The 18606-nt window shown below is 70.3% G+C and carries 15 protein-coding genes and 1 pseudogene; 3 read left to right on the top strand and 13 right to left on the bottom strand.

Features of this window, described 5'->3' with window-relative positions; genetic code table 11:
• Window positions 1-299: 299 nt before the first annotated feature.
• From ABZV42_RS04440 to katG, 4 genes and pseudogenes are all read right to left on the bottom strand, one after another.
• Window positions 300-587 (bottom strand): annotated as a pseudogene (locus tag ABZV42_RS04440) (ATP-binding cassette domain-containing protein); the annotation flags it as partial.
• A gap of 165 nt (window positions 588-752) precedes the next feature.
• Window positions 753-1487, bottom strand: coding sequence for a hypothetical protein (locus ABZV42_RS04435; RefSeq protein WP_355979907.1), 735 nt, complete (start codon window positions 1485-1487; stop codon window positions 753-755).
• An 18-nt stretch (window positions 1488-1505) separates the two neighbouring features.
• Window positions 1506-2906, bottom strand: coding sequence for a dihydrolipoyl dehydrogenase (lpdA, locus tag ABZV42_RS04430; RefSeq protein WP_355979905.1), 1401 nt, complete (start codon window positions 2904-2906; stop codon window positions 1506-1508).
• 128 nt (window positions 2907-3034) lie between these two features.
• The gene (katG, locus tag ABZV42_RS04425; RefSeq protein ID WP_355979903.1) at window positions 3035-5257 is read right to left on the bottom strand and encodes a catalase/peroxidase HPI; all 2223 of its coding nucleotides are present in this window, start codon (window positions 5255-5257) and stop codon (window positions 3035-3037) included.
• Between the two features lie 592 nt (window positions 5258-5849).
• Here katG and ABZV42_RS04420 point away from each other — a divergent pair.
• The gene (locus ABZV42_RS04420; protein WP_355979901.1) at window positions 5850-6260 is read left to right on the top strand and encodes a Fur family transcriptional regulator; all 411 of its coding nucleotides are present in this window, start codon (window positions 5850-5852) and stop codon (window positions 6258-6260) included.
• 283 nt (window positions 6261-6543) lie between these two features.
• Complete coding sequence (locus ABZV42_RS04415) at window positions 6544-7035, top strand: GNAT family N-acetyltransferase (RefSeq protein WP_355979930.1); 492 nt, start codon at window positions 6544-6546, stop codon at window positions 7033-7035.
• Here the strand turns inward: ABZV42_RS04415 and ligA are convergent.
• Entirely contained in the window at window positions 7023-9116 is a 2094-nt protein-coding gene (ligA, locus tag ABZV42_RS04410; protein ID WP_356050890.1) for an NAD-dependent DNA ligase LigA, read from the bottom strand. The two genes, ABZV42_RS04415 and ligA, sit on opposite strands and share 13 nt — an antisense overlap.
• 204 nt (window positions 9117-9320) lie before the next feature.
• Here ligA and ABZV42_RS04405 point away from each other — a divergent pair, with 204 nt between their 5' ends.
• The gene (locus tag ABZV42_RS04405) at window positions 9321-10295 is read left to right on the top strand and encodes a helix-turn-helix domain-containing protein (RefSeq protein ID WP_355979897.1); all 975 of its coding nucleotides are present in this window, start codon (window positions 9321-9323) and stop codon (window positions 10293-10295) included.
• Window positions 10296-10322: 27 nt separating this feature from the next.
• Here the strand turns inward: ABZV42_RS04405 and ABZV42_RS04400 are convergent, their stop codons facing one another.
• The 8 genes from ABZV42_RS04400 to ABZV42_RS04365 form a co-directional block, all read right to left on the bottom strand.
• The gene (locus tag ABZV42_RS04400; protein ID WP_355979895.1) at window positions 10323-10736 is read right to left on the bottom strand and encodes a metalloregulator ArsR/SmtB family transcription factor; all 414 of its coding nucleotides are present in this window, start codon (window positions 10734-10736) and stop codon (window positions 10323-10325) included.
• A gap of 206 nt (window positions 10737-10942) precedes the next feature.
• Window positions 10943-11317 (bottom strand): hypothetical protein, encoded by a 375-nt coding sequence (locus ABZV42_RS04395; RefSeq protein ID WP_355979893.1) that lies wholly within the window; start codon window positions 11315-11317, stop codon window positions 10943-10945.
• A gap of 297 nt (window positions 11318-11614) precedes the next feature.
• Complete coding sequence (locus tag ABZV42_RS04390) at window positions 11615-12193, bottom strand: alpha/beta hydrolase (protein WP_356050889.1); 579 nt, start codon at window positions 12191-12193, stop codon at window positions 11615-11617.
• The gene (locus ABZV42_RS04385) at window positions 12190-13542 is read right to left on the bottom strand and encodes an MFS transporter (RefSeq protein WP_355979889.1); all 1353 of its coding nucleotides are present in this window, start codon (window positions 13540-13542) and stop codon (window positions 12190-12192) included. Before ABZV42_RS04385 ends, ABZV42_RS04390 begins: the two co-directional genes overlap by 4 nt.
• A gap of 33 nt (window positions 13543-13575) precedes the next feature.
• Window positions 13576-14484 (bottom strand): TauD/TfdA family dioxygenase, encoded by a 909-nt coding sequence (locus ABZV42_RS04380; RefSeq protein ID WP_355979886.1) that lies wholly within the window; start codon window positions 14482-14484, stop codon window positions 13576-13578.
• Window positions 14485-14532: 48 nt separating this feature from the next.
• Window positions 14533-15507, bottom strand: coding sequence for a quinone oxidoreductase (locus ABZV42_RS04375; protein WP_355979884.1), 975 nt, complete (start codon window positions 15505-15507; stop codon window positions 14533-14535).
• 410 nt (window positions 15508-15917) lie between these two features.
• Entirely contained in the window at window positions 15918-16970 is a 1053-nt protein-coding gene (locus tag ABZV42_RS04370; RefSeq protein WP_355979881.1) for a 3-keto-5-aminohexanoate cleavage protein, read from the bottom strand.
• Between the two features lie 355 nt (window positions 16971-17325).
• A complete protein-coding gene (locus ABZV42_RS04365) occupies window positions 17326-18327 on the bottom strand; it encodes an AraC family transcriptional regulator (protein ID WP_355979878.1) in 1002 nt (333 codons plus the stop codon).
• Between the last annotated feature and the right edge of the window lie 279 nt (window positions 18328-18606).

Here is an 18606-nt window from a genome sequence, read left to right as displayed (position 1 = left end):
CTAACTACCCATGGCCCATGTCACCACGCTGGGAACCAGAACCGGACAACAGCCGGGGACATCATGTTGTCCACTTGTCCACCACCTCCACGCACACTTGGTGTTTGTCACGAAGTACCGGCGAGAGGTCTTCGACGACGACATGCTGACAGCATCGTCCAGGAGTACATCGAGAACCAGAAACGCCCGGCCTGACCCTCACCCCCAAGACGCAGAGAACTCCGGCGCTTCGCGCCTCCAGGCCGAGGATCGCATTCCCGCCCGGCCTGAAGACCGGGATTCCCTGCGAAGAACAAAGGATGGCCGATGCGGGCGCGCAGCTCGCGCACGTCGACCCGGCCGAGCCGGGAACCGAGCACCTCGACGCTGCCTGTCGTCGGATGCATCAGAGCGCCCTGCAGGCGCAGCAGAGTCGTCTTGCCCGCGCCGTTGGCTCCGAGCAGGGCCCAGTGCTCACCGGCCCGGACCGTCCAGTCGATCTCCGCGAGGATCACCTGGCGGTTCGTGTGACGGTGGACGCTCACGTCGCGGAGCGCGACCACCGTCTCCCTGTCCCCGACGTTCGGCTCGGTCCGCACCTGTGCCATGTCCGGGCTCCCCTCGATCGGTCGGCGCGCCTCGCACATTAGATGGGGTGCGCATGTTGTCGCCCGTGTGTCCGCTTCGCGGACGGGGGCGTGGGTGCGGGTGCGGGGGACGCGGGTGCCGGCCGGAGGGCCGAGCGGCGGCTTGCCGACGGTGTCGGGCGACGGTCACTTCAGGATGTTGACGGCGCGGGCCACCACCAGCACCACGGTCATCAGGGAGACGGTGGACTGGAGCAGCATCAGCATCTTGGCCCAGCGGGAGAGCGGCATCACGTCGGTCGGGCTGAACGCGGTGGAGTTGGTGAAGGAGAGGTACAGGTAGTCCAGGAACGCCGGTTCCCAGTCCGGGCGCGCGGATTCGGGGCTTTGCATCTGCACGAAGAGGAAGTCGGCGAACTGGTGCCGGCCCATCATCCGGTTCGCCGGTCCGCCCCGGTCCAACTCCCAGTACCACAGGGCGAACACGATGACGTTCGTCAGCCAGATGTTGCCGCCGGTCAGCAGCAGGTTCGCGGGGTCCGACCCCGCGCTGCCGTTGACGAGTTCTCTCACCAGCTGGGCCGCGGCCCAGCCGTTGGTGAGGCTGATCAGGCCGATGAGCGCCAGGCCCAGCGACCGCAGCCGCTTGTTCCGGGGTTCGACGCGGCGCGGGTTCGCGACGGCCAGGCCTATCAGCAGGACCACCTCCAGGGCCGGCAGCACCCCGAACGGCAGCAGGGTCAGCCGCTCCGGCAGTTTCAGCTGGAGGGCGACCGCCGCCAGGACCGCGGCGGTCACCGCCCAGCGCGGCTCACCGTGCGTCGCCCTCCGCCAGGCGGGCGCCACCTCTCGTTCGCCGGACTCCAGGAGCCGTTCGATCCGGACCAGCCGGCTCTCGGTGTCGTTGGATCTGTCGTTCATGGAGGTGATTGTCGCGCGTCACATGTTGATCATGTGACCCGCCAGCCCGTGAACGGCCTCCTTGACCGCTTCGCCGAGCGTCGGGTGCCCGTGCACGTTCCGGGCGACCTCGTGGACGGTCAGGTCCCACTGCTGGGCGAGCGTCAACTCCGGCAGCAGTTCGGTGACTTCGGGACCGATGAGATGGGCGCCGAGGAGTTCGCCGTGGCGCGCGTCGCTGAGGAGCTTGACGAATCCCGCCGTCTCGCCGAGTCCGTGGGCCTTGCCGTTCGCCGTGAACGGGAACTTCGCCACCTGGACGTCGAAGCCCCGCTCGCGGGCCTGCGCCTCGGTCCAGCCGAAACTGGCGATCTGCGGCTGGCAGTAGGTCGCCCGCGGGATCATGACGTAGTCGAGCTCCATCGTCTCCGCGTCGGCGATCGTCTCGGCGGCCACGATGCCCATCGACTCGGCCGCGTGGGCGAGCATCAGCTTCGCCGTCACGTCACCGATGGCGTAGATGTGCGGCACGCTCGTACGGCACCGTCCGTCGATGTCGATCGCACCCCGGTCGGTGAGCTTCACACCGGTGTTCTCCAGCCCGTAGCCCCGCACCCGCGGCTGGAAACCGATCGCCTGGAGCACCTTTCCGGCCTCCAGCGTCTGGCGCTGGCCGCCCGTGGTCACCATGATCTTGACCCTGTCCCCGGAGTCGTCGATCGCCTCGACACGGGTGGACGTCAGCACGTTGATGCCGAGCCGCTTGTAGCGGCGGGCCAGTTCGGCGGAGACCTCCTCGTCCTCCAACGGGACGATCCGGTCGAGGAATTCGACGAGGGTGACCTGGACGCCGTAGTTGTGGAGCACATAGGCGAACTCGACGCCGATGGCTCCGGCGCCCGCGATGACGATGCTGTCCGGGAGGGTGTCCGACAGGATCTGCTCCTCGTACGTCACCACCCGCTCGCTCAGCGAGGTTCCGGGGAGCAGCTTGGTGGTGGCGCCCGCGGCGATGACGCAGTTTCCGAAGGTGACGGTCTCCGTGCCGCCGTCGGCCAGGGCGACGTCGAGCGTGCGGTCGTCGCGGAAGGTGCCGCGGCCGTCGTACTGGGTGATCTTGTTCTTCTTCATCAGGTAGTGGACGCCCTTGACGCGTCCGTCCGCGACCTTGCGGCTGCGGGTGAAGGCGGCGCCGTAGTCGAAGCTCACCTCGCCGTTCACCCGGATGCCGAAGGTCTTGGCCTCCTGGGTGAAGATGTGGGCGAGCTCGGCGTTGCGCAGCAGCGCCTTCGACGGGATGCACCCCACGTTCAGGCACACACCGCCCCAGTACTTCTCCTCGATGATCGCCGTGCTGAGTCCGAGCTGGGCGGCCCGGATCGCCGCGACATATCCTCCCGGGCCGGCGCCCAGGACCACCACGTCAAAGTGTGCGCTCATGGCGGCCAGCCTAGAACGCCGGCGCCCTCGGCGAGGTGACGGGCGCGGCTGTGAGAGCCCGTGGCCGCCCGCGCCGTGGAACGGGTGAGGGCCGGCCCCCGGGCGGGAGCCGGCCCTCACCCGAGGCGTCAGACGAGGTCGAACCGGTCCAGGTTCATGACCTTGTCCCAGGCGGCGACGAAGTCCTTCGCGAACTTCGCCCCGGCGTCGTCGCTCGCGTAGACCTCGGCGAGCGCGCGCAGCTCGGAGTTGGAGCCGAAGACGAGGTCGGCACGAGTGCCGGTCCACTTGATCTCGCCGGTGGCGTCGTCGCGGCCCTCGAAGGTGGTCGCGTCCTCCGACGTCGCCTTCCACGTCGTGCCCAGGTCGAGCAGGTTGACGAAGAAGTCGTTCGTCAGAGTCCCGGGGGCCTTGGTGAGGACACCGTGCGAGGACTGCTGGTGCGTCGCGCCCAGGACGCGCAGGCCGCCGACGAGGACCGTCAGCTCCGGCGCGCTCAGGGTCAGCAGGTTCGCCCGGTCGAGCAGCAGGTACTCGGCCGGCAGCCGGGTGCCCTTCCCGAGGTAGTTGCGGAAGCCGTCCGCGTTCGGCTCCAGCGCGGCGAACGACTCCACGTCGGTCTGCTCCTGTGCCGCGTCGACGCGGCCCGGGGTGAAGGGCACCTCGACGTCGTGACCGGCGTCCTTGGCGGCCTTCTCGACGGCGGCGGTGCCGCCGAGGACGATCAGGTCGGCCAGCGAGACGTTCTTGTCACCGGCGTTGAAGTCGCGCTGGATGTTCTCCAGCGTGCGCAGCACCGTCGCCAGCTGGTCGGGGTCGTTGGCCGCCCAGCCGCGCTGCGGCTCCAGACGGATGCGCGCGCCGTTCGCGCCGCCACGCTTGTCGCTGCCGCGGAACGTCGAGGCCGAGGCCCACGCGGTGGATACCAGCTGCGAGACGGTCAGCTCCGAGCCGAGGATCTTCGCCTTGAGGGCGGAGATGTCCTCGGCGCCGATGACCTCGCCCTCCGCCTGGGGCAGCGGGTCCTGCCACAGCAGGGTCTCCTCGGGGACCTCCGGGCCGAGGTAGAGGGACTTCGGGCCCATGTCGCGGTGGGTCAGCTTGTACCAGGCCCGCGCGAAGGCGTCCGCGAACTCGGCGGGGTTCTCGTGGAAGCGGCGGGAGATCGGCCCGTAGATCGGGTCGAGGCGCAGCGACAGGTCCGTCGTGAGCATCGACGGGGCGATCTTCTTCGAGGAGTCGTGGGCGTGCGGAACGGTGCCCTCGCCCGCGCCGTCCTTCGGCTTCCACTGGTTGGCGCCGGCGGGGCTCTGGGTCAGCTCCCACTCGTAGCCGAAGAGGATGTCGAAGAAGCTGTTGTCCCACTGGGTGGGCGTGTTGGTCCAGGTGACCTCGAGGCCCGACGTGATGGCGTCCCCGCCCTTGCCGGTGCCGTACGTGCTCTTCCAGCCGAGGCCCTGCGCCTCGATCGGGGCGGCCTCGGGGTCGTCGCCGACGCTCTCGGCCGGGCCCGCGCCATGGGTCTTGCCGAAGGTGTGACCGCCCGCGATCAGGGCGACCGTCTCCTCGTCGTTCATCGCCATCCGGCGGAACGTCTCGCGGATGTCGCGGGCCGCGGCGATCGGGTCCGGGTTGCCGTTGGGGCCCTCGGGGTTGACGTAGATGAGGCCCATCTGGACGGCGCCGAGCGGGTTCTCCAGCTCACGGTCGCCGGTGTAGCGCTCGTCGTCGAGCCAGGTGGTCTCGGGACCCCAGTAGACGTCCTCCTCGGACTCCCAGACGTCCTCGCGGCCACCGGCGAAGCCGAAGGTGTCGAAGCCCATCTGCTCCAGGGCGACGTTGCCGGTGAGGATCATGAGGTCGGCCCAGGACAGGCTCTGGCCGTACTTCTTCTTGACCGGCCACAGCAGACGGCGGGCCTTGTCCAGGTTGCCGTTGTCCGGCCAGCTGTTGAGGGGGGCGAAGCGCTGCTGCCCGGCACCGGCGCCGCCGCGGCCGTCGCTGATGCGGTAGGTGCCCGCGCTGTGCCACGCCATGCGGATCATGAGGGGGCCGTAGTTGCCGAAGTCGGCGGGCCACCAGTCCTGCGAGGTGGTGAGGACCTCGGCGATGTCCTGCTTCACGGCAGGGAGGTCGAGGGACTCGAAGGCCGCGGCGTAGTCGAAGTCCTCGCCGAGCGGGTTCGCCACGGCGGGGTTCTTGGCGAGGATCTTCAGGTTGAGCCGCTCCGGCCACCACTGGCGGTTTCCGCCGCCCTGGGTCGGGTGCGGAGCGCGGTCGTGCGCGACGGGGCAGCCGCCTGCGCCCTCCGTTTTCGCGTCGGTGACGATCGCGTCATGGTTCTCAGACATGGGAATCCTTCCGGACGGGCCGATCTCGGTGCTCAGCGACTGCGGGTGGGGGGAACAGCCGGGGCGGGGCCCCGGCGGCCGGCCCCGGAACCGTCGACGGAGTCGACGGGGAGGCCTTGGTGTTCGGGCGGGAACGGGCGAAGGGAGAGGCCGGCCGCACGGCCGGGGGCCGGGACGCGGTACACGGCTCGCGCCGGACCGGCTGGACCGGTCCGATTCGGGGTACGCATCCCGCCACGGCGAGCGGACGGAGGGCTGTGTGCGACGTGCTGGGAGGTACGGCGCCGGGGTGCCCGCCACGGCGGCGACCGGGTCGTCGCCGAGGGGGTTCCGGGCTCCGGGAGCGTCCCGGGCTGCGTGTCACGGCGGCCGTCACCCGCAGACCGGCGCCGTGTGGTCCCACGGCGGTGGTCCCGACATCTTTGTCTCTCCTGCCCGTACCGAAGTCTTCGTGTCCCTTGGCCAGTGCCTAAACCGATCCTACGATGGACAGAGTCCAAGTCAAGAAGGACACCAGACCGATATTTGATCGGACCCCGGACGCGCACCGATAAACTGCGGGTTCCCACCGATCCTGAAAAGGTGAACCGATATGAGTGACCTGCTGGAGCGACTGCGAGGGCGTGGCTGGCGGATGACTTCCCAGCGGCGTGTCGTTGCGGAGGTCCTCGACGGCGACCATGTACATCTCACAGCCGACGAGGTGCATGCCCGCGCCGTCGAGCGGCTGCCCGAGATCTCACGGGCGACCGTCTACAACGCCCTGGGGGAACTGGTCTCGCTCGGCGAGGTCATCGAGGTCTCGACCGACGGCCGTGCCAAGCGGTACGACCCCAACGCGCACCACCCGCACCAGCATCTGGTGTGCTCCAGCTGCGGCACGGTCCGCGACGTCCACCCGACCGGCAACCCGCTGGCCGACCTGCCGTCGACGGAACGATTCGGTTTCACGGTGGCCGCCGTCGAGGTCACGTACCGGGGGCTGTGCCCTTCGTGCGCCTAAGGGCTGTCCCGTAATCCCCGGCGGGCGCACGACGACAGCTACGGCTCCCCCAAGCTCTTCGAGCAGGGGGTACCCCCACGCCGCGTTGTCGGATCGCCCGAATACGCCCAGCATGAGGACGACCCTCCGCCTTGCGATGCACCGCATCTGACGCCGCGCGCTGATCCACCGGGGATTACGGGACAGCCCTTAGGATCCCGGCGTGAACGAGATTGAGCGGGACACCTCACAGTCCATACGGATCAGGCCGGGCGGCCCGGCCGACGCGCCGGCCGTTCTGGACATGCTCGACGCGGCGGTGCGCTGGATGAACGCCCGCGGCAACACCGAGCAGTGGGGCACGATCCCGTACTCGGAGACGGCGGGCGGGGCGGAGCGCGTCCATCGGTACCTGACCGAGAACACCCCCTTCGTCGCCGAGGCGGCCGGAACACCCGTCGGGGCCTTGGTCCTCGACACCGGGCCCAGCCCGCGGATGCCGATCGAGCCCGCGGGGGAACCCGAGCGGTACGTACGGCTGCTGGTGTCCGACCGCCGCCACACCGGCCATGGCATCGGGGCCGCGCTCCTGGCCCACGCCGCCGAGGAGACCCGGCGGGCCGGCGTCGAGCTGCTGCGGGTCGACTGCTGGGCGGGCGCCGGGGGTGAACTGGTCGCGTACTACGAGCGCCAGGGGTTCACCTCCACCGAATCCTTCCTGTCCGGGACCTGGCCGGGCCGGGTGCTGGCCCGGCGGGTCGGCATGCCCCGCGAGGGGAGCGATCAGGCGAGGTAGTCGGCGACCAGCTCGGCGAACTCCTCCGGTGCCGCGAGTCTGATCCCGAGGCTCTCGGCCTTGGCACGCTTGGACCCGGCGCCATCTCCGGCGACGACCAGCGTCGTCTTCTTCGACACGCTGGAGGAGGAACGGCCGCCGGCGCGCTCGATGAGCTCGTTCATCTGGTTGCGGCTGAGCTGTTCCAGGGCCCCGGTCATGGCGCCGGTCACCACCACCGTCATCCCGGCGAGCGGCCCACCGGAGCTCTCGCCCGCCTCCGCGTCCGCTCCGTCCTCGCCGGGCGCGGGGGGCGGGGTGGCACCGGGCTCGGTCATGTTGACCCCGGCGGCGACGAGTCTGTCGATGAGCGGGGCGAGTTCGGCCAGCTCCGAGACGATCGAGGGTGCCTTCTCCGTACCGATGCCCTCGACCCGCTGCATCGATTCCGCGTCCGCCGCCCGGACCTCGTCCATGGTGGCGAAGAACCGGGCGATGCGCCGGGACATGGAACGGCCGGTGCCGCGGACCCCGAGGGCGCACAGCACCCGTGACAGCGGCTTCCCCTTGGCCGCCTCGATCGCCGCGAGGAGGTTGTCGGTGCTGGTCTCGCCCATCCGCTCCAGGCCGAGGAGCTGCTCGCGGGTCAGGCCGAACAGACCGGCGAGATCGGTGACCAGGCCCCCCTCGACGAGCTGGACGACCCGAGTGTGGCCGAGGCCCTCGATGTCGAGCTGGTCGCGGCCCGCCGCGTACGAGAGCGCGGCCACCAGATGGCAGTTGCGGCCCTGCTCACAGCGCCAGCGCTGCTCGCTGGTGTCGATGGCGGATCCGCAGTTCGGGCACGCCTCGGGGAAGACGACGGGCTGTTCCTCGCCGGTCCGCAGATGGGCGACCGGCGCTTCGACGCGGGGGATGACGTCCCCGGCGCGGTGGACCATCACATGGTCGCCCAGCCGCAGATCGCGCCGCGTGATGTCCGCCGGGTTGTGCAGGGTGGCGTACGTGATGGTCGAGCCGTCGATCTCGACCGGCTCCAGCACGGCGCGCGGGGCGATGATGCCGGTGCGGCCCACGTTCCACTCCACCGCCAGCAGCCGGGTGATCTTCTCGACGGCCGGGAGCTTGTACGCGATCGCCCAGCGTGGCGCCCGTGTACCGGACCCGGCGGCCCGCTGGTCGGCGGCGAGATCGGCCTTGACGACGATCCCGTCGATCCCGAACGGCAGTTCCGCGCGCAGCGCCCCGATCCCCTGGACCCGGGCCAGCACCTGCTCGGCGTCCGCCGCCGTGATGCCGGGGACCGCCGTGCTCGCGGTGGTGTTCACACCCAGCTCGGCGGCCCGCGCCATGAGTTCGCTGTGCGCGAGTTCGTCGAGCCGGGCGGCCGAATCCGCGTCGGTGCCGGGCACCGGCAGCAGGCCGTAGCCGAAGAAGGTCATCGGAACGGTGTAGGCGCGCTCCTTGGCGCGCAGCGTGCCCGCCGCGGCGTTGCGCGGGTTCGCGAACGGCTGCCCGCCGTGCGCGGTGCGCACCTCGTTGGCGTGCTCGAACTGTGCCGTCGTCATGAGGACTTCGCCGCGCACCTCGAGCGTGAGGGGCTCGGCGAGCTCACCGGGCAGGCCGACGATCGTCCCGATCGCGTGCGACACGTCCTCACCCGCCGTGCCGTCCCCGCGGGTGATCAGCCGTGTGAGCCGCCCCTGGCGGTAGCGCGCGGCGACGGCCAGGCCGTCGAGCTTCGGCTCGACGCTGTACCGCTCCACCTCGTGACCGGTCCGCCGGGCGAGCGACGCCGTCCAGGCGGTGAACTCCTCGGAGGAGAAGACGTTGTCCAGGCTCAGCATCGGCACCGTGTGCGGAACGTCCCCCTCGACGGCGCCGCCGGCGACCTTCCCGCTCGGCGAGTCGGGCAGCACCTGCTCGGGATGGGCTGCCTCGTACGCGGCGATGCCGCGCACCAGCCGGTCGTAGGCGTCGTCGTCCAGCACGGAGGTGCCGCCCTCGTAGTAGGCGGCCGATGCCTTCAGTGCGTCCTCGACCGCCTGCGCGTAGGCGACGGCATCCACGATCACTGCAACAGGTGTTGTCATACCCGCCATCCTGCCTGCCACCACTGACAATGCCCTCCCGCCGGCCCTCGACGGGGCACGCACTCGGGCGATACGGGCAACAGCGTCACGCGGAGGTGACAGGGGCCCGGGGGGTGAAGTAGACCTTGCCGTATCCGTGGGGGCCGGGCAGGTTCCGGGTCTGTCCCGCGGAGTCCCGCCCGGGCTCCGTCAGCCGACTTCAAGGAGTGGCCCATGCTCGCCGCGCTCGGTCTCGGCCCGGCCGAGGAGGAGGTCTACCGTCTCCTGGTGGCGCGTGGACGGGCAGCCGTCCAGGAACTCGCGGCCGACAGCGGCCGCCCCGAGCCGGAGGCGCGTGACATCCTCACCGCTCTGGCAGGGCGTGGCCTCGTCGTCGCCCAGACGGTCGAGGGCGCGGCCACCCTGTTCGTGGCAGCTCCTCCCGCGGTCGCGCTCGGTGGGGAACTGCGGCGCCGCCGCGACGAGTTGAGCGCGGCCGAGCACGCGGTGCTCACTCTCGCGGAGCAGCACCGCACGGGTGCCGAGGGCGGCGCGGTGGAGGTGATCAGCGACATCGACGCGGTACGGCACCGGTTCCGGCAGCTCCAGGAGTCCGCTCGGCACGAGGTGCGGTCGATGATGGTGCCCGAACAGACGGTCGTGTCGCGTGACGACAACACCGCGGAGGGGGCCGGTATCCGCCGTGGCGTGCTCTACCGGACGATCCTGCACCGGGACGCGCTGACCGAGCCCGGAGTGGTCGCCCAGGCCCTCGCGGTGCTGGCGGCCGGACAGCAGGTCGGGGTCGCCGACGCCGTCCCGGTCAAGCTCATGATCGCGGACCGTCACCTGGCCATGCTTCCGCTGTTCAGCGGCCGCAATACGGCCGCCGCCTCGGTGCTGGTGCACCCCGGCGGACTGCTGGACGCCCTCGTCGCCTATTTCGAGCTGGCTTGGGACCAGGCGTATCCGCTGTCGCCCCAGGCGGCGGGGGACGGTCTCGTGGAGCAACGCCCGGACGCGATAGACGAGTTCGACGCCCGGATGCTCGCCCTCGTGCTCGCGGGACTCACCGACCAGGCGGTCGGCGCGCGGCTCGGCGTCTCCCGTCGCACCGTGCAGCGGCGCATCGGTGAACTCATGGCGCGGGCCGGCGCCGAGAGCCGTATCCAGCTCGGCTGGCACGCCGCGCGCAAGGGCTGGGCCTGACGGTCCGCCCGGTCGCCGCCTCGGGCGTCAGTGTTCCCGGACGGCGGGCCCGGACCGGGTGATGACCAGGTCCGGTTCCCGCGGACCGGGAGGCAGGCCCGTGCCGACGTCCGCCTGTCGTAGTTCGGCCAGCAACTCGGTCTGTCCGGAGAGCAGTTCGGTGAGAATGCGGCGGGCGGCGCGCAGCAGTTCGGCGACGTCCCCGCCCGCGAGCGCGTAACTGACGGTCGAGCCCTCGCGGATGGACACCACGATGCCCGAGCGGCGCAGCACGGCCAGTTGCTGCGAGAGGTTGGACGGTTCGACCTCGATCTCGGTGAGCAGGTCGCGTACCGAGACGGGGCCGCTCTGGAGCAGTTCCAGGACGCGGATGCGCACAGGGTGCCCGAGCATCCGGAAGAACTCGGCCTTGGCCTGGTAGAGGGGAACCTGCCTGGTCAAAATCGTTCGCTCCCTGCCGCCTGGGGACGGGCTTGTTTCTCCGGCTGGTGCGGTGGCTGTCCGCGTGCCCGCCGCGAACCGGTGCCCGAAGGACCGATCCTGGCGGCTCCACCTCCGCACGCCCACGTGATTGACTCGATCTGGATGTACCTAATTGAAGAAGTCTTCAAGTCGTGGGCATGCGAAGGCGCGGAGAACGTGGCTGTCTACACCTCTAGTTCGGCTTCGATGCGTGCGAGCTGGTGGCGGGCCATGGCCAGGTTGGACGTCGCCTTGTTGAGCACGAGGTACAGGAACAGCCCGTTGCCGTCGCGGCCGGTGAGCGGCCGGATCAGGTGGTACTGCTTCTCGAGCGTGATGAGTACGTCCTCGATCTTGCTCTTGAGCCCGAGGTGTTCCATGGTGCGCACCTTGGCCCGTACGACGTCGGTGTTGCCGGCCGCGGCGACGTTCAGGTCGAGATCCTTGCCGCCCCCCAGCGTGCCCAGCGCCATGCCGCTCGTGTAGTCGACGAGAGCCACGCCCAGCGAGCCCTCGATCGACGTCATCGTCTCCTTGAGGGAGATCTCCACATTTGCCATACCGATGTCTCCTTCGGGTCACCGCGCGGACGGAGGAGTTCCCGACCGGCCGGTGACCCGGACCCTACGGACCGTCCGCCGCGGGCGGCCGGGATGTTTCGGGACTGACGGAAGGAGTCCTGAACGGCGCCTCGGGAGGCTTGGAGTTGATCGTCGCTGTCCGGTCGGTGATCACGAATGTCGCCTCCGGGTGACCGGCGCGACACGCGCGGGACGGTGGCCGACGGCGCGGCGGCTCACCCGTCCGCCGAAGAAACGGCACTCGCCGCGGTCGTCTTCCCGGGCTGGGCGCGGCCTTCAGCCGGCTTCGACTTCGCGGAGCAGTTCTTCCGCGCGCGGCCACGGGCCGTAGCCGGACGCGGGGTTGAGATGGCCGACCTCGCCGAGTTCCACCGGAGTGGCGCCCCAGTCGAGTGCCAGCCGGGCGATCCGGCCGGGCGTGCCGAGGGGGTCGTTCGAGCTGAAGGCGACGATGGCGGGGAAGGGCAGCGGGCTCCTGGGCACCGGTGTCCAGCCGTTCTCGCCGAGTGCCTCCGGGGTCGGATAGCCCTCGGGCAGCGGGGTCTCGAAGTCCGGCGGTGTCACGAGCAGCGCTCCGCGGACCTGTGCCGTGCCTCCGTGGGCCCAGTGGACCGTGGTGATGACGCCGGCGCTGTGCGCGACGAGCACCACGGGGCCCGCGGTCTGCGAGACCACTTCGCCGAGCGCCGCTACGCGGGCCTCGCGGCTCAGCGGATTCTTGGTGAGCGGCGGGACGGTGCGCACGGTGCGCCCGGCCTCGGCCAGCCGGTTCGCCAGCAGGGTCTGCCAGTGGCCGGCGATGTGATCGCGCAGTCCCGGGACGATCACGATCACGGGGTCGGTCGCGGTGCTCACGCGGTCACCACCGCGTCCTCGGGCTCCGCCGCAGGGGCGGGACCGCTCGTCGGACGGCGCAGATCACGCTCGTAGAAGTGGCGGCCGATCAGGAAGGCGACGGTGGCGGCGAGCGCCGTGAGCGGGATGATCCGCAGGGCCCCGAGCAGCCCCATGTGATCGGCGAGCGCGCCCGTCACGGCGGGTCCCGGAGCCAGTCCGAGCAGACTGTTGGCGAGGGTCAGGGTGGCGAAGGCCGTCGCGGAGATGGACGTGGGGGTCAGGTTGGCCACCATGGCGGTCGCGGGTCCCGCCGTGCCGGCCGACAGCAGGGCTCCGGCCGCCAGCACCGCCAGCTGGAGCGCACCGGTCGGCAGCCGGAAGGCGGTCATCAGCAGGGCGAGCGAGCCGAGGCTGCACGCGATGGCGACCGCCCACTTGCGGATGGGGAACGCCCGGCTGATGCGGTCGGAGGCGATGCCGCCGCCGATCATGCCGATGCCTATGACGAGGATGAAGATCCCGGCCGTCGCGCCCGCCTTGGCGGTGGGCATGTCGTAGTAGCGGTTGAAGTAGCTGGGCAGCCAGGCCATCAGGGAGGCTGCGATGAAGAGCTGGAGGCCGCTGCCCACGTAGGCACTGATCACCGAGACGGAGGAGAACAGCCGGGGCAGCAGCGCGCGCAGCCGGTCCCGCGGTCCGGGATCGGGATCGGCGTCGGTGGATGCGGCTTCCGGCACCAGCTTCTTCTCGGTGACGACCAGGCCGTACACCGCGGCCAGGACCAGGCCGAAGACGCCCATGATGCCGAACGCCCAGCGCCAGCCGAGGTGTTGGGCGACCGCTCCGCCGATCGACACGCCGAGGACCGAGCCGAAGGCACCGCCCGCGATGAAGGCGCCGGAGAGGGTGGCGCGCAGACCGATCGGGAAGATGCTCAGGACGACGGCGATGCCGACGCTTCCGTACGCCGCCTCGCCGATGCCGACGAAGAGCCGGCCGACGAACATCTGGCCGTAGCTCGCGGAGACCGCGCAGCCGAGCGTCGCCACGCTCCACAACGCCGCGGCGAGCAGCAGGCTCCTGACCCGGCCCCAGCGGTCGGCCATCAGCGACATGGGGAAGGTCAGCAGGCCGACCATGAGGGCGACGACGCTGCTGAGGGTGCCGAGCCTCGCGTCCGAGAGCAGCCATTCGCTCTTGAGCATCGGGAAGACGGCGTTGAGGACCTGCCGGGACATGTAGTCGGACAGCAGCAGGCCGAAACTGAGGGCGAAGACCACCCAGGCATAGCGTCGGGACACGGGCCATCCGGACGAGGCGGTCGTGTCCGTCTCGGGGACGGGGCCGGCAGTGGTGTGCAACTCCATCGTCATCACCTCACGCGCAGTTGGAGGAAGGGTCTAGAAGGGTCTGTCGCCGACGATTCCCGCGCGCTCCATGCGACGGACGGCGGGCCAGTAGTCCTGTACGGCGTAGTGCTGGGTGGAACGGTTGTCCCAGATGGCGACGCTGTTCGGGGTCCAGCGCCAGCGCACCTGGTACTCCGGGATCGCGGCCTGGCCGATCAGGTAGTTGAGCAGGAGGCTCGCGCCGGGGGCGAAGTCCTGTCCGAACCGGACGTTCTCGGGCGTGTGGTAGTTGACGAAGTGGGTGGTGAACGCGTTGACGAAGAGGATCTCCTCGCCGGTCTCCGGGTGGACGCGCACCACCGGGTGCTCGGCGTCCGGGAACCGCTCCTTGAGGGCGTGCCGCTTCTCCTCGGGCATCACGGCGCCGAACGTGGCCTCGATGCTGTGCCGGGCCCGCAGCCCCCGGATCTTGGTACGGATGTCCTCGGGCAGCCGGCGGTACGCCTCGGCCATGTCGACCCAGATTGTGTCCCCGCCGACGGGCGGTCCCTCGACACAGCGCAGTACGGCGCCCATTGACGGGTTCTCACGCCAAGTGCCGTCCGTGTGCAGGGCGTTCTCGTAGTGCTCGGCCGGGCTGTCCAGGTCCTTGTAGATCCGCACCAGGCCGGGGTGCTCGGGGTCGCTGCCGGCCACCGGGTGGTCCTCCAGCGCGCCGAAGCGCTCGGCGAAGGCCACGTGTTCGGCACGCGTGATGTCCTGGTCGCGCAGGAACAGCACCTTGTACTGGAGCAGCAGGGACCTGATCTCGTCGAAGAGGTCGTCGTCACGTGCGGCGTCGCCGAGGTTCACCCCGGACAGTTCCGCGCCGAGCGTGCAGGTCAGCGGTTCGACGCGGATCGAGCCGCGATGGTGGGCGCGGACCGGCGCGCCCTCCGGGGGAGCGAGCGTGTGTTCCATGGTGCTTCCTCCTGGGGGAGTGGAGTCGACCGAGGGGAGTGCCGGGGCTCAGAGGACGAAGACGGACGACCCGGTGGTACGTCCTGCCTCCAGGTCGCGGTGCGCCTGGGCGGCGTCCTCGAGCCTGTAGTGCTGGTTGACCTGGATGCGGATGCGGCCGGAGGTGACGTGGCCGAAGAGTTCGGCGGCGAGTTCCGCCCGTTCCGCGGGGTCGGCGATGTAGTCGGCGAGGGCGGGCCGGGTGACGAACAACGAGCCCTGGACGGCGAGTTGCATGGCGTCGATGGGCGGGACGGGACCGGAGGCGGTGCCGAAGCAGACGAGCAGACCCCGGCGGCGCAGCGAGGCGAGCGAGGAGGCGTACGTGGTCCTGCCGACGCTGTCGAAGGCGACCGGGACCCCGGCGCCGTCGGTGAGTTCGCGTACCCGCTCGGCCACGTTCTCGCTCTTGTGGTTGATGACGTGGTCGCAGCCGTGCGCCCGGGCCAGTTCGGCCTTTTCCTCGGTGGAGACGGTGCCGATGACGTTCAGTCCGAGCAGCTTGGCCCACTGGCAGACGATGAGTCCGACGCCGCCCGCCGCCGCGGTCAGCAGGATCGTGTCACCCTCCTCGAGGGGGTGGATCCTGCGGAGCAGGTACGCGGAGGTCAGACCGCGCATGGTCATCGCAGCGGCGGTCTCGAAGCCGATGCCGTCCGGCAGGTGGATCAGGGAGCCGGCGGGCATGACCCGCTCCGTGCTGTACGCGCCGAGTGGGCTTCCGGTGTACGTGACCCGGTCCCCCTCGCTGAACGCGGTGACGCCCTCGCCCACCGCCTCGACCACGCCCGCCGCCTCGACGCCCAGCCCGGCCGGCAGCGGCGCGGGGTAGAGCCCGGTGCGGAAGTAGGTGTCGGCGAAGTTGAGTCCGACGGCGTGGTGACGGATCCGGACCTCGCCGGGGCCGGGGTCGCCGACGACGACCTCCTCCCGGCGCAGGACCTCGGGACCGCCGGTCTCCTTGAATCGAATGGCGTGTGCCACGGGGGCGCTCCGTTGTTCGTGTCGGGTGGCTGGGGAGGGAGAAGGAAGGGGAGAACGGGGCGACGTGGGGGGCAGGGGGCCGCCGGAGCCGGGGGGTCTGGCCCCGGCGGCCCCATGGCGTGGCGGGTCGGGTCCGACGCGGTGGTGAACTCTCGGGCAGGGAGTCGCGAAGCGTTCGGGCCTGGTGTTGCGGAGCTTTCGGGCCCGGCGTTGTGGAACCTTGGGGCCTGGTGTTGCGGAGCTTTCGGGTCGGGAGTCGCGGAATGTTCTGTCCTGGCATTGCGGAAGGTTCGGTCCCGGCGTTGCGGAACGTTAGGGTCCCGTGTCGCGGTCCCCCGGATGCGGCGTCGCGAAGGGTCCGGCCCCGGCGTCGCAGCCCCCCGGGAGGCATGCGTCGCCCAATCCTCCGGTCAGGCGTCGCGGAGCATGAAGCCGCGCTGTCCGGGACGGCGGTTCGGCACCATGCCGAGCTGGGCCAGCGTCTCGTCGGTGCCCGAATAGGTCTCGCCGATCCTGTAAATCCTCCTGGCCTCCGCGCCGGTGGCGATGTCACGGCCGAGAGCCTGGGAGAGCTGCACCATCTGCTCGACCTGCTCGACGCTGGACATGCGCTCGCCCTTGCGCCGCCACAGGTTGTCCTCGTTGCCCACGCGGACGTGCACACCGAGCGCGATGCCGATCGCGTTCATGGGCGCCACGGCGCGCATGGAACTCTCGATCGTGAGGACGGCGCCGTCAGGGGCACGACGGACGAACTCGATGAGGTCGGCGGGGTGGCGGCCCGCGAAACCGCCGCCGATCGCCACGTAGTTGAGGACCAGCGGACCGGTGTGGACGCCGGCCCTGATGAGCCGCTCCACGGTTTCGAGCTGGGCCAGGGTGGCGAGCTGGAAGTGCGGCTGGATGCCCTTCGCGTGCAGCCGCTTGAGGTGCTCCAGGTAGAAGTCCGGCCCGGCCTCGACGACCATGTCGCGGTACGCCTTGTAGTAGTCGGGCTTCGCGATCGACGTGCCCTCCAGATCGTCGTCGTTCATGATCTCGACGATGTTCATCTGGCTGGTGTTGATCGCGATCGTCACCTGGTCCGGCGCGGGGTCCAGGTCGGCCAGCAGGTGACGGGTGTCGTAGCTCAGCCACTTCGCCTCACCGCCCTCACCCTCGGGGGCGAAGGAGATCGAGCCGCCGACCTGGAGCACCATGTCCGGCACGGCCTCGCGCAGCCGGCCCATGAGCTCGTTGAACTTGGACATCCGCTTGGAGCCCTTGCCGTCCAGCTCACGCACGTGGATGTGGAGAACGGTGGCGCCGGCGTTGTAGCAGTCGACGGCCGCCTGCACGTGCTCGTCCATCGTCAGGGGAAGGTCGTCGGCGTCGCCGGGAAGCCATTCGGGCCCGTACGGAGCGGCCTGGATGACGAGTTTTTCCTGGTTCTCGGGGAAGAGCGAGTCGTCGTGGAAGTGCACGGTCCGTCTCCTTCGTCGGATCGGTGATCACTCGCCGGGGCATCGCCGCGTGCTGCGCGGGGCCTGGGAATTCCGGCGGGGATCGATGCGGGTCACCGGTGACAGCGGGCGCGAGCCGGCCCGCCGCGATCGGCCGGTCCGGAGGGAGCCAGGGGGAGTGGCTCGGCTCCCTCCGACGGCCGACCGCGTCTTCTGCGCGGTGGTGCAAAGGTAGGGCCGAGTTCAGGGCCGTGCTTGCCGTCAGGGGACAGATGATTTGTCATTTGGGGACATCGGTGGGGTGTGGCGCCGACGGGGACGGCACAGGGCCGAGGCGCCTGCCTCCCTCGTCGCTCCCGTCACAGAGCGGGAGTTGCTACGGAGTCCGGCTCTCGCGCCACGCTCGCGGGCTGCACCCGAACTGCTCGCGGAACCAGCGGGAGAAACCGCTCAGCGAAGAGAACCCCAGCAGGTCGGAGATCTCCGTCAGCGACCGCCGGGGATTCGCGACGAACTGCTCCGCGAGGTGGCGGCGGGTGACGTTGAGGAGAGAGGAGAACGTCTCGCCCGACGCGGCCAGATGGCGGTGGACGGTGCGCCGGTCGACGCCGAGGCTGCGCGCGACCTGTTCGATCGAGCAACGGCCGGTCGGCAGCAGTACCTCGATCAGTTCGCGCACCCGGTCCGCCGCGGTGGTGTCCTTCGGGACGGCGATCGCGTCGAAGTACTGGCGGGCGTACTCGCGCATCAGCGGGTCCGCCATGGCGTTGGGCGCGTCGAGGTCGTCGGCGTAGAAGACGATCCCGTCGATCTCGCGGTCGAACTCCACGATGGGCCCGAACGCGTGGCGGTGCGCCGAGGTGTCCGCCGGTGCGGAGTGCCGGAACCACACGGACAGGGGCTGCCAGCGCGCGTGCAGGAAGTCGCTCAGGATGCGGTGCAGGGCGGCGACGGCCAGCTCGGTCGCCTGCCGGGACTCCATCACCTCACCGAGCCGCAGATCCACCTTCAGCGTGGCCAGTCCGTCGCCTTCGGACAGCCGGGTGTGCAACACCTCGTTGTACATGTACTGATGACGGATCAGCAGTTCCAGCGCGCTGCGAACGTCCGGTTCCTCGCGGACGACCAGACTGATGGGGCCGAGCGTGGAGAAGCGGCGGAACCCCGCGAGCAGCACGCCGAAATCCTCGTGGCCGGACTCGGCCGCCGACAGTTCCAGCACCTGCACGGCCGCCGTGCCGGAGATCCACCGGTCCTGGACGGTGAGGGCGGCGGTGTCCAGACCCACCCGCTTGAGCAGCGCCTGAGGATCGATGCCGAGGGAGCGGCACAGCTCGACATAGCCGCTCAGCGCGGCGGTACGGACCAGAGGTCTCATGAGCACGCTCCAGCAATGTCCCGAGAAGCCAAGTCTTCTGTCCCGCCACGACAAGCGCGGTGGTGGTCGAGGAACCTAGCATGGCGCCGTTCACCTGCCGGGCCCCCATCGGGACGGCCGCTCACCGGCGGGTGAACACCTGACGGACAGGATGCGAGCATGACAGGAGAGGCGGACGCGGCCCGGGTCGCAGGCACGCACGCCCGTGGGTCACGCTTCGCGATGTGATCCGACCGCGCGCCACCGCCGCGCCCCGCGCGACGAACTCAAGGAGATACC

Source organism: Streptomyces sp. NPDC005281 (assembly GCF_040607495.1).
Lineage (GTDB): Bacteria > Actinomycetota > Actinomycetes > Streptomycetales > Streptomycetaceae > Streptomyces.
Note: the sequence above shows the minus strand (reverse complement) of the source record. Positions and strands in the feature narration are given on the sequence as shown.